The 11,828-nt window shown below is 74.4% G+C and carries 8 protein-coding genes; 1 reads left to right on the top strand and 7 read right to left on the bottom strand.

Features of this window, described 5'->3' with window-relative positions; genetic code table 11:
• Nucleotides 1–50 precede the first annotated feature (50 nt).
• Nucleotides 51–860, bottom strand: a complete 810-nt coding sequence (locus ACIRO3_RS32660; protein ID WP_404142915.1) for an ABC transporter ATP-binding protein — start codon at nt 858–860, stop codon at nt 51–53.
• 7 nt (nt 861–867) lie between these two features.
• A complete protein-coding gene (locus tag ACIRO3_RS32655; protein WP_404142878.1) occupies nt 868–1,785 on the bottom strand; it encodes an ABC transporter permease in 918 nt (305 codons plus the stop codon).
• Between the two features lie 147 nt (nt 1,786–1,932).
• Here ACIRO3_RS32655 and ACIRO3_RS32650 point away from each other — a divergent pair, with 147 nt between their 5' ends.
• Entirely contained in the window at nt 1,933–2,544 is a 612-nt protein-coding gene (locus ACIRO3_RS32650; RefSeq protein ID WP_404142876.1) for a TetR/AcrR family transcriptional regulator, read from the top strand.
• A 23-nt stretch (nt 2,545–2,567) separates the two neighbouring features.
• On the opposite strand, the gene ACIRO3_RS32645 is transcribed toward ACIRO3_RS32650, so the two are convergent.
• From ACIRO3_RS32645 to ACIRO3_RS32625, 5 genes are all read right to left on the bottom strand, one after another.
• Complete coding sequence (locus ACIRO3_RS32645) at nt 2,568–4,856, bottom strand: CDP-glycerol glycerophosphotransferase family protein (protein WP_404142874.1); 2,289 nt, start codon at nt 4,854–4,856, stop codon at nt 2,568–2,570.
• Between the two features lie 126 nt (nt 4,857–4,982).
• Nucleotides 4,983–5,828, bottom strand: coding sequence for a carbohydrate ABC transporter permease (locus ACIRO3_RS32640; protein ID WP_361771729.1), 846 nt, complete (start codon nt 5,826–5,828; stop codon nt 4,983–4,985).
• Nucleotides 5,825–7,090: an ABC transporter permease subunit gene (locus ACIRO3_RS32635; protein WP_404142913.1), complete on the bottom strand. Its 1,266-nt coding sequence runs from the start codon at nt 7,088–7,090 to the stop codon at nt 5,825–5,827. The genes ACIRO3_RS32640 and ACIRO3_RS32635 overlap by 4 nt, the downstream gene beginning before the upstream one ends.
• Nucleotides 7,091–7,183: 93 nt before the next feature.
• The gene (locus ACIRO3_RS32630; protein ID WP_404142871.1) at nt 7,184–8,584 is read right to left on the bottom strand and encodes an ABC transporter substrate-binding protein; all 1,401 of its coding nucleotides are present in this window, start codon (nt 8,582–8,584) and stop codon (nt 7,184–7,186) included.
• 171 nt (nt 8,585–8,755) lie between these two features.
• The gene (locus ACIRO3_RS32625) at nt 8,756–11,752 is read right to left on the bottom strand and encodes an FHA domain-containing protein (protein WP_404142868.1); all 2,997 of its coding nucleotides are present in this window, start codon (nt 11,750–11,752) and stop codon (nt 8,756–8,758) included.
• Between the last annotated feature and the right edge of the window lie 76 nt (nt 11,753–11,828).

Below are 11,828 nucleotides of genomic sequence, written 5' to 3'. Positions count from 1 at the left end.
CGCCCGGACCGGTTCTCACCGGCCCGGGCGCCCCTTCGGCGTCCCCGCGCTCACTTCGCCCGGCTGAAGGCCTCGTACGCGTCGCAGACCTCGGCGGACGGGCCGTCCATGCGCAGCACGCCCGCCTCCAGCCAGATGGCCCGGTCGCAGGTGGCGCGGACGGTGCCGATGCCGTGGCTGACGAGGAGGACGGTGCCCGCCCGTTCGCGCAGTTCCTCGATGCGGGCCTGGCTGCGGCGCTGGAACGCCGCGTCCCCGGTGGCCAGGGCCTCGTCGATCATCAGCACGTCGTGGTCCTTGGCGGCGGCGATGGAGAACCGCAGGCGGGCGGCCATGCCGGAGGAGTAGGTGCGCATCGGCAGGGAGGTGAAGTCCTGCCGCTCGTTGATCCCGGAGAAGTCGACGATGTCCTCGTAGCGCTCGTGGATCCGCTGCCGGGACATGCCCATCGCGAGGCCGCCGAGGATGACGTTGCGCTCGCCGGTCAGGTCGTTCATCAGGGCGGCGTTCACCCCGAGCAGGGAGGGCTGCCCGTGCGAGTAGACGGTGCCGCCGGTCACCGGCTGGAGACCGGCGATGGCCTTGAGCAGGGTGGACTTCCCCGATCCGTTGGTGCCGACGAGGCCGATGGCCTCGCCCCGGTACGCGGTGAAGCTGACGCCCCTGACCGCGTGCACCTCGCGGACGGCGGGCACGGTCCGGCGGGAGAGGAGCCGGCCGAGGGCGGCGCCGGCGCCGCCTTTGCCGCCGCCGGCGCCGTGCACCTTGTAGACCACGTGGACCTCGTCGGCGATGACGGTCGGGACGCGGGTCTCGGGTGCCGGGGCTCCCGGGGTGGGGATGGGGCGGGTGGTGGGGATCGTGAGGTCAGCCACGGCCGTACTCCTCCTCTGCCTTCCAGAAGTAGACGAACCCGCCGACGCCGGCGAGCAGCGCCCAGCCGACCGCGATCGGCCACACGTGGTGCGGCAGCGATCCGGCCTCGAAGCCGTCGATCAGGGCGAAGCGCATGAGGTCGATGTAGACGGCGGCGGGGTTGAGTTTCAGGGCCGTCTCGACCCAGTGCGGCAGGCGGTCCTGGCCGAGCACCCGGTCGATGGACCACATCACGCCCGAGGAGTACATCCAGGTGCGCAGGACGAACGGCATCAGCTGGCTGACGTCCGGGTTCTTGGCGCCGACGCGGGCCATGACCAGGGCGCAGCCGGTGCAGAAGACGGCCGTCAGGACCAGGGTGGGCGCGGCCAGCAGCCAGGCCGGGCCGGGGGTCTGCCCGAAGGCCAGGAGCAGCACGACCAGCGCGCCCATGGTGACGAGGAGCTGTTGGAAGAGCTGGACGACGGTGGAGACGGGCAGGCTCGCGCGCGGGAAGTGCAGGGCGCGGACCAGACCGAGGTTGCCGTGCACGGCGCGGGTGCCGGCGTTGACGGAGCTGCCGATGAAGTCCCAGACGAAGACGCCGGTGATCAGGAACGGCAGGTAGTCGGGCACGCCGTGGCGGGCCCTCATGACGATGCCGAAGATGAAGTAGTAGACGGCGGCGTTCAGCAGGGGCGTCACGAGGTGCCAGAGCTGTCCGAGCCGGGCCGTGCTGTACGTGGCGTGCATCCGGGCGGTGGCGTGAGCCGTCACGAAGTGGCGGCGGCCCCAGAGCCCCGCGACGTAGCGGGGAAGGGAGGGGCGGGCGCCGCTCACGGTCAGGCCGTGGGCCACCGCCAGTTCCGCCGGCGAGGGCGGGGGAGCCTGGTGGGTCAGGGCGGTCGCGGTCACGGGGGTCGCGGTCACGGGGGGTCGCTTTCGACGGAGGTCGGGCGTCGGCGACGACGGAACGGGCCCGTATCGTCGCTACGGCGAGGTTAGGGCGCGCAGCGTCGGGACGCAACCGTATCGTCGTGACGTGTGAGGGGCGGCGTGCGCGGCTATGCTCTGCGCATGACCACCGAGCCCGCCGCCGCCCCCGCCCGCCGGGCCCCCGCCGGGGCCGCCGTACTGCGTCAGGACGTGACCGAGGCGATCCGGGCGGCCGTGCTGGCGGAACTGGCGTCGGTCGGCTTCGCCCGGATGTCCATCGAGGCCGTCGCTCGCCGGGCCGGCGTCGGCAAGACCGCCGTCTACCGGCGGTGGAAGTCCAAGCTGCACCTGGTCCTGGACCTCGTGGGGGCCTTCGCCGGGGACGGGCTGCCGGCGCCGGCGACGGGATCGCTGTACGGGGACGTACGGGCCCTGCTGGAGGTCATGTCCCACCTGCTGAGGCACCCCGTCGCCTCCGCCGTGATCCCCGACCTGCTGGTCGAGGCCGTCCGGAACCCGGAGCTCGCGGACGCCGTGCGGGGAGCCCTCCTGGCGGGCGAGCGGCGGATGGCGCAGGGGATCGTCTCCGAGGCCGTCGCCCGGGGCGAACTGGCCGCCGGGACCGACCCGTCCAGGGCCCTCGACCTCGCGATCGGGCCGCTGTACTGGCGTCAGGTGGTCGTGCGCGAACCCGTGGAGGGCCCCTACCTCGACGAACTGGCCCGCTCGGTCGTCGCGGGCCTGCGAGCCTAGGTCCTGTCGTCAGGGCCGGGCCCCTACGTCCAGAGGCCCGCCGCGAGGTAGGTCGGCGCGGGCTCCGGGGTCGGCGCGGGAGCCGCCGGGGCGGGTCGGCGCTCCTCCAGGGGCACGATAGGCGGGGTCGGGACGGCCTGGCCCAGGAAGACGCGGCGCACGACCCGCTCGGCGGCGTGGCCGTCGTCGTGCGAGCAGAACCGCGAACGGAAGGCCGCCCGCAGCTGGGCCGACCGGGACCCCCGCCAGTGGCCGGACGCGAAGATGTCGACCAGCTCGTCCTCCGTGCGGGCGATCGCGCCCGGCGGACAGGCCCGCAGGTCGAAGTACGTGCCGCGCGCGGCCTCGTACGCCTCCCAGTCGTCGGCGTGGATCACGATCGGCCGGTCCAGGGTGGCGTAGTCGAACATCAGCGACGAGTAGTCCGTCACCAACGCGTCCGACGCCAGGCAGAGTTCCTCCACCGAGGGGTGGGAGGTGACGTCCACCAGCCGGGGGTGCGTGTCGGGCGGGGCCGAACCCGCGTAGGTCAGGTGCGTGCGGGACAGGATCGTGTAGCGCGGGCCCAGGTCGCGCAGGACCCGCTCGAAGTCCAGGTGCTCCGGTCGGCTGCGCCGGTAGTCGCGGTGCGTGGGCGCGTACAGGATCGCCGTCGAGCCCGGCGGGACACCCAGCCGTTCGCGCAGCTCCGACACCTGGGCCCGGGTGGCCCGGTGGAAGACGTCGTTGCGTGGGTAGCCGTACTCCAGCGTCGTGTACGAGGACGGGACGGCCCTCTCCCACACCAGCGTCGAGTGACGGTTCGAGGAGAGCAGGTAGTCCCACTGGTCCGCGCCCCGCAGCAGACCCGCGAAGTCCGTCGTCGGGGTGGCCGCCGGGCGGTCCAGGAGGTCCAGGCCGACCCGCTTGAGCGGGGTGCCGTGCTGGGTCTGGAGCAGGACCTGGCCGGGGCGCTTGACCAGCCCCCGGTCGAAGTTGACGTTCGTCGTCAGGTACGCGGCGCGTGCCAGGGCCGACCAGTACGCGGCCGAGCCGGGCCGCAGCGCCGCCGTCCCGGGCGGCAGGGTCGAGGCGTACCGCGGCTCGCAGACCCAGACCGTGCGCATCCGCGGCGCGAGCTCGCGCAGCTTGGCCTCCACGGCCGCCGGGTTGCAGGCGTAACCGCCGTGCCAGTACGCCGAGAACACCGCCAGCTCCGGCCGCAACGGCAGCATCCGCTGGACGCGGTAGTGCAGCCGCAGCGCCGCCTCGCGCAGCCCCCGGCCCACCGCGACGCCCCCGCGCCCCGCGGCCGCCGCGCCGGCGCGCAGCACCGACAGCACGCGGTACGTGCGGCGCACGCCGAGCCGCATCAGCGCGTGCCGCAACCGGTCGGTGCGGGAGAGGTTCGGCGGCAGGATCCGGGGGCCCGGCGGTCGGTGGCGGCGCAGCAGTGCGCAGGCCCGCGCGAAGAACTCCGCCCGGCACGCGCGCGGCAGCCGGCGCGGGTCCGCGTACAGGGCGCAGAAGTGCTCCGCCATCCGCCGGTGCACGGCGGCGCGCCAGCGCCCCAGCTCGGGGCGGCCGGCGAGGTGGCCGAAGACCCGGTCGTACTGGTCGAAGATGTCGAGGTGGCGCCGGCTGGAGGTGGTCAGGATCGAGCCCGTGCGGCGCCGGCGGTAGTGCACGCAGACCCGATCGAGGACGGCGACGGACTCGGCGGCCAGCAGCGCCGGGTAGGTCCAGGGGGTGTCCTCGTAGAAGCCGGGCGGGAAGGCGAGGCCCTCGCGCTCCACGTACTCGCGGCGGTAGGCCTTGTTCCACACCACCATCGGCATGCCGAGCAGCGCCGGACGGTCCGAGAGCCGGAAGCTGGCCGGACCCTCCTCGCGGAGGTGGGGGGAGAGGCTGTCGCGGAGGGTCTCGCCGGTCCAGAAGGTGCGCGCGTAGTCGTACACCAGGACGTCGGGGGAGCCGGTGGCCTTGAGCCGGTCGGTGATGGCCAGGAGGGCGCCGGGCGCCAGGGTGTCGTCGCCGTCGAGGAAGATCAGGTAGTCGCCGGCGGCCCGGGCCAGACCCGCGTTGCGGGCCGGACCCACCCCCAGGTTGTGCGCCAGGTGCACGGCGGTGACCCGGGGGTCCCGGGCCGCGTACTCGTCGATGAGCGCACCGCAGGCGTCCGGGGAGGCGTCGTCGACCGCGATCAGTTCCAGGTCCGGGCAGGACTGGGACAGGACCGAGTCCAGGCTCTCCCGGAGGTACGCCTGAACCTTGTACGCGGGCACGATGACGCTGAACCGGGGCACGGCACATCCAGGGGTCGGCGCGGGCATTCGGCCCAGGAACCCCCGCCGTGGTGATCGGGTTACGGGCGGTGCGGCAATCGAGTCACCCGACGTCAACGCCACGCGTCAACACCGGGCCGCCCGCACGCGCCTGCCCTCGCGCTCCCGGTCCGATCATTTGATCGCCCCGGCCATCACCCCCGAGACGAACTGCCGTTGGAAGGCGAAGAAGACCACCAGCGGCACCAGCATCGACAGGAACGCGCCCGGCGCCAGCACGTCGATGTTGTTCCCGAACTGCCGCACCTGCTGCTGGAGCGCCACCGTGATCGGCGGATTCGCCGAGTCCGCGAAGACCAGCGCCACCAGCATGTCGTTCCACACCCACAGGAACTGGAAGATGCCGAGCGAGGCGATCGCCGGACCGCCGAGCGGCAGCACCACCCGTGCGAACAGGCGCAGTTCCCCCGCCCCGTCGAGACGGGCCGCCTCCAACAGCTCGCGGGGGATCTCCGCGAAGAAGTTCCGCAGCAGGAACACCGCGAACGGCAGCCCGAAGGCGGTGTGGAACAGCACCACCCCGGCCGTGGTCTCGAACAGGCCGATGGCACCGAAGAGTTCGGACACCGGGATCAGGGCCACCTGCACGGGGACCACCAACAATCCGACCACGAGCAGGAACAGCCAGTCCCGGCCCGGGAACTCCAGCCAGGCGAAGGCGTACCCGGCGAACGCGCCCAGGACGAGGACGAGCAGCGTCGCCGGCACGGCGATCGCGAAGGTGCTCAGCAGCGAGCCGGTGATGGTGTCGTCGGCCAGCAGCCGCTCGTAGTTGTCGGCGGTCAGCCGCGAGGGCGCGCTCAGCGCCTGCCACCAGCCGCCCTCGTTGAGGCCGGTCGGGGACAGGAAGGAGGAGACGAGCAGCCCGAGGGTGGGCATCAGCCAGAACAGGCCGGCGAGGATCAGGAAGATCCGCAGCGCTCCGCCGGCCGCGCGGGAGGCGAGGGACTGTGCGCTCATCGGCGGGCCTCCCGGCGCATCCGGCGAATGTTGTAGAGCATCACCGGCACCACCAGCATCAACAACAGCACCGCGATGGCGCTGCCCAGCCCCGGGTCGGCGTTCGTGCCGAAAGAGGTGCGGTACAGCTGGAACGCGAGCACGTTCGCGTCGTCCTGGACCGCGCCCGGCGCGATCACGAAGACCAGGTCGAAGATCTTCATCACGTTGATGACCAAGGTGACCAGGACCACCGCCAGGACGGGCGCCAGCAGCGGCACGGTGATCCGCCGGAACACCTGCCACTCGCTCGCCCCGTCCACCCGCGCCGCCTCCAGCAGCTCACGTGGCACGGCCGCCAACCCGGCTCCGATCAACACCATCGCGAAACCGGCCCACATCCACACGTAGGCGCCGATGATCGCCGGGGTCACCAGCGTCGGACCCAGCCACTGGACCCCCGCGTAGGCCTCCCGGAAGTTCGAGGCGGGCAGCCGCAGCAACGCCCCGTCGGCCCGCGCGGACAGGGTGAACGTGCCGTCGGCGCGGGCCGACGCCGAATCGACCACCGCGCCGTCCTTCACCGCCTCGATCCGCATCCCGGCGTAAGCCGACTCGCTCGGATCCACCGCGTTCGTCGTGCCGCCCCCGCCCCGGGTGAAGTCCTGCCAGGCGGTCCCGGTGACCTTGCCGGCCTCGGCGGCGGCGGGCCGCGCGGTACGGGTCCCCTCGGGCAGCGCCTCCGGGGCCACGCCGACCAGCGGGAGCAGCGCCGGCACGCCCGCCCGTACGGGATCGCGCGTCACGTACCCGCCCCCCTCGGCCGGCGCCAGCGGCGAGTCCCGACCCGGACGGGCCTTCGGGAACGCCGAAGCCTGCGCGAAGGTGTCGTGCACCCCCACCCAGACCGCGTTGGCCACGCCCCGGTCGGGGTCGTGGTCGTACACGAGCCGGAAGATGATGCCCGCCGCCAGCATCGAGATCGCCATCGGCATGAACACGAGCAGCTTGAACGCCGTCCCCCAGCGGACCCGTTCGGTGAGCACCGCGAAGATCAACCCGAGGGCGGTGGCCGTCGTGGGGGCCAACACCACCCACAGGGCGGTGTTCTTCAGGGCGGTGCGGATCGTGTCGTCGTTCAGGATCTCCCGGTAGTTGCCGCCGCCCACGAACGTGTCGCCGGTGCGGTCGAAGAAGCTGCGGTAGACCGAGTAGCCGATCGGGTGCACGACGAGCGCGCCGAGCAGCAGCAGGGCCGGGAGGAGGAACGCCGCCGCGACCAGCCGGCGGCGCCGGGCCTCCGCGGAAGCCCCGCCCCTGCCGCCGACCGTCGTGCCGACGACCTCCGCCTCGGTGGCGACTTTGATGGCCACCGGTCAGTTCCCGTACGCCTTGGCCGCGTCACTCTCCAGTTTGGCCTGGGTGCCCGCCACGTCCGCCGGGTTGGCCAGGAAGTCCTGGAGGTGCTTCCACTCGCCCGCGCCCGGCGTCCCGCCGAAGGCCGCCGGAGCCTGGTCCGACAGGTCGAAGCGGAAGTCGTCGCCGGCCGCGATCAGCGCCTTCGCGATGTCCCGCTGGATGGCGTTCGGGTAGGCGGCCGGATTCACCGACTTGTTCGGGGAGACGAAACCGCCCTCGCGGGCCTGGATCTCCGCCGCGTCCGCCGAGGCCAGGAAGGTCAGCAGCGCCTGCGCGCCCTTCGAGGGCTTCAGCGCGACCGCCACGTCACCGCCCGACACCACCGGGGCCTTGTCGCCGACCGCCGGGAAGGGGAACACCAGGGCGTCCTCGCCGACCTTCGCCTCCGTCTGCGCGATGTTCACCGCCACGAAGTCCCCCTCGAAGACCATCGCCGCCGCCGGCCGGTCGCCACCGGTGAAGGTCTGCGTCACCGACTTCGGGAACTCCGTGGACAGGGCCCCGCTCGGCCCGCCCGCCAGGAAGTCCTTGCGGCCGAACAGCTCGCCGAGGGTGGTCAGCGCCCGCTTGACGCTGTCGTCCGTCCACTTGATCTCGTGCTTCGCCAGCTTGTCGTACGTCTCCGGGCCGGCCTGGGAGAGGTAGACGTTCTCGAACCAGTCCGTCAGCGTCCAGCCGTCCGCGCCGGCCACCGACACCGCCGGGGTACCGGAGGCGGACAGCGTGTCCGCCGCCGTCAACAGGTCCTTCCAGGTCTCCGGGGGCTGCACGCCCGCCGCCTCGAAGGCCTTGGCGTTGTACCAAATCAGCGACTTGTTGGCCGCCTTGTAGTACACGCCGTACTGGGTGCCGTCGACCGCGCCCAGCTTCTTCCACCCGTCCGAGTAGTTCTTGTCCAGCTGGGCCTTCGCCTCCGGGCCCACCGGCTGCGCCCACTTCTTCTCCACCGCCGACACCAGCGCCCCGACCTGGGGGAGCAGGGCCACGTCCGGCGGGGCGCCACCCGCGATCTTCGTCCCCAGGAAGGTGACGATCGGATCCTGCGCCGGAACGAACGTCACCGTGGCGCCGGTCCGCTTCTCGAACTCCTTCAACACCTTCGTGAAATTGGCTTGTTCCGGACCCGTCCAGACCGCCGCGACCTCCAACTTCTCCCCGGCCAGACGCGGCAGTTCCACCCGGGGCCCGGTCGGCGCCCCGCCGGAGGGCGCCGCCCCCTCCTTCTTGTCCCCGCCGCCGCAGCCGGTGAGCGCCAGCGCGCCCGCCGCGATCAACGCGGCCCACGCACGGCTCCTCGTACGGCTTCTGAGGTGCTTCCTGCGGCTCTTCGTACGGCTGGTTCCCTGCTGACTGCGCATGGTTCTGCCCCCGATGCCCGTCCGGCGCTGATGGTGTGTCCCGTGCCACAAGGTCTACGCCGCCCCGCGCACCCCCGCAATACCGCGTCGGGGCGTACGGGGGCCGGGAACCGGCGTGCGAGGGGAGCCCCGGGAGCCCGCCGCGCGCGGGGCCGGAGGGGCGGGCGGTGCCTACGGGGCGGGCGGGAACAGCACCGGCGTCGCCGAGACCAGGCGCGACGCCCGCTCCAGGGCGCTGGCCAACAGCGCCAGGTCGGTGGGCCCGTTGCCCAGCTCACGGACCGGGCGGCGGGCCGGCGGATCACCCATCCGCTCCCACTCCACCGGGACCACGGTCGGCCTCGACGTCGCCGTCCGCGGGATCCGACCGGTGACCCGGCCGCCCTGGAAGGGGACCGATCGACCGTCCGCGTACCGGAGCACACCGCGACCGGGCCCCGGCTGGTCCGGGGCGTCCAACTCGACCCGAAGCCTGGCCAGCCGGGCCAGCTCGGTGTCGGCCGTGCGGTCCGGGCGGGCCGTGGTGGCGACCAGGTGCACCCCGAGCCGGGCACCCTCGCGGGCCACCCCCTCCAGGATCCGCACCACCGAACCGGCGGCGGGCCGGCCCGTGCTGCCGAGGCCCGGCGCGACCAGCGCGTCGAAGTCGTCCACCAGCAGCACCAGTCGGGGCAGCGGCCCCGGACCGGGCGCCGGATCGGTACGGGCGGCGGCCGAACGCAGCCGCAGGGTCCCCGAACGCTGCGAGTCGACGTCGCCGCTCAGCTCGCCCGGAGCGGGCCGGCGCGGCGAGACCATCCGCTCGGACACCTCCCGCCGGGCGTGCCACTCGCTGAACGGCACCCCGTCCAACAGCTCGTGCCGGCGCTTCAACTCGGCGCCCAGCGCCTGCGCGAACTCGCGCATCCGCACCGGGTCCGAGGCCACGAGGTGCGCCGAGACGTGCGGCAACTCGGTACAGGGCAGCAGCCCGTCACCCCGCTCGCCGCCGGCCCCGTCGAGCAGGACGAGCCCCAGCCGGTCCGGACGGGCCGCGGCGGCGAGCGAGGCGGCCACCGAACGCAACAGCTCGGTCCGGCCGCTCCCGGCGGGCCCCTCGACCAACAGATGGGGGCCGTCCTGGACCAGCTCGGCCCCGACCGCACCGCGCAGGCCGGTCCCCAGCACCACCTCGGCGAGCCCGCCGACGCCCTGGCCCTGCTCCGTGCCGGCCGCCCAACGGGCCATCAGGGACGCCGGGGTGGCCCGCGCCAGCCCCAACTCGTCCAGGAGCCGCGCGGTCTGCGGCAGCGAGGCGGTCGCCGGGCGCTGGACCTCGGCGCCGGTGGACTCCGCGCGCAGCGGGGCCAGGGCGCGGGCGAACCGCTCCGCCCACGCGGCGGACACGGCGTCGGCCACGGCGGTCGTACCGGGCGGGACGGGTCTGCCGCCGACGATCGCGAAGGTCCGCACCGCCGTGGCGACATCTCCGCTGAGCAGCGCGACCGTCCCGCAGTCCCGGAACGCGGGGGAGCCCGCGCACGCCGTCTCGTACGTATCGGAGACCGGGCTCGCCGGGGTCGCGGCCGGCGCCTCGGCGAGGGCCAGGACATGGATCCCGGCGGCGGGCCCGTGCGAGGCCAACCGGCCGGTGACGTCGCGCAGCGGCCCCGCGCCGGGGTCGCCGTCGAGGACGAGGAGGGTGTACGGGCCCTCGTACGCGCTCGCCGCCCGGCGGACCGCCTCCGGCCCGGCGGAGGCCCAGCCGGCGCCGAGCGGGCTCTCGTCGAGCCGTCGGGTCAGCTCACCGGCGCGGGCGGCGGCCTGGTCGCGGTCGAACGCGAGGAGCAGCCGGCAGTCCTGGCCGTGCGCGGGCCGCACGTGCGGGAGCCAGCCGAGCCAGCCCCAGTCGGCGCGCCGCTCCTGGAGGCCGCGGCCCCGGCCGGCGCAGACCAGCACGATCTCCAGCCGGCCCGGCGCGTGCAGTCCGGCGAGTTGGGCGATCACGGACCGGGCCACGCCGGTGAGGCGGGCCCGCGGCCCGGCGATGCCGAGGGCCCCGGCCTCGCGTAGCTCGACCCGACTGCCGGCGCCGAGCCCGACGTCGAGGACGCCCGGCGGACGGGACCAGAGCCGTCCGGTGGGCCCGAGCGCGGCGAGCAGCAGGGTGGCGGGATCGTCGGCGGCGGGGCGCGCGGTCGGCGCGGGATCGGCCTCGGCGGCCGGCTCGGCGATGTCCTCGCCCCGTACCCACTTGCGCGCCCACGCCCCGATCCCGCGCCGCCGGGGCTCGAACGCCGGGCTCGCGCCCTGCCCGCCGCCGGTCGCGTCGGAGTCGGGGAGGCCGGGTGCGAAGCCGGCGCCGGATGACGGGGCGGGCTGGTGGCCCGGCTGGTGGCCCGGCGCGCGCGTGCCCGCGTACGGCGCGCCCGTGGCGTCCGCGCCCGCGCCGTGGGTGCCGATATCGGAGCCGGCGCCGGCGCCGCTGCCAGTGGCGACATCGGCGCCGAGAGCGCCCGGGAGGCCGCCGACGCCCGGCAGGGACAGGTGTCCCTCCAGGTCCGGCACCACGGGCAGCGCCGCCCGCGCGCCGCCGGCCGCCAGCCGGAGGGTCGACTCGCCGATCCGCAGCAGCGCCCCCGGCGCCAGCGGCACCGTCCGCGCCCCGACCGGGGCGCCGTCCAGGGTCGTGCCGTTCGTGGAACCCAGGTCGGCCACCGCCACCCGCCCGTCCGACATCACCGTCACCGCGCAGTGCAGCCGCGACACGTCGGGGTCGTCCAGCGGCACGTCCGCGTCGGCCGAGCGGCCGATCCGTACCGCCCCGGGATGCAGCAGGTGCACTCCGCCCGCGTCGGGACCGGCGACCACGTGCAGTTGGGGCGTGGCCGGCCCGTCCTCGGGGAGCGCGGGCAGGCCGTCCGGCGCGGGGGCGTGCAGGGCCAGTACGGCCCCGTCCACCAGGGGCGGTTCGCCGAGGACCCGCCGCTGGAGGTCGAGCCGTTCGGTACCGGCGTACAACACGACGGTGCCCCCGGTGTCGGGCCCGCCCACGGTCGCCGCGAGCCCGGAGGCGACGGCGGCCAGCGCGGTCCCCACGGGCGCGGTGACGAGCACGTCGCAGCCGACGGGCGCGCCGGAGGTCTGGTGGCCGCTGCGCGACCCGAGGACGGTCAGCCGGATCTGCATCGCCGTCAGCGGTCCCTTCTGCGCGGTGCGCAGTGCACGGTGCGTGCGCCCGGCAGGGGAACGGCGGGACGTGCCG

It is taken from the genome of Streptomyces sp. NPDC102278, from assembly GCF_044766345.1.
Classification (GTDB): Bacteria; Actinomycetota; Actinomycetes; order Streptomycetales; family Streptomycetaceae; genus Streptomyces.
The sequence above is the reverse complement of the archived record's forward strand: the minus strand, read 5'-3'. Positions and strand labels throughout refer to the sequence as shown.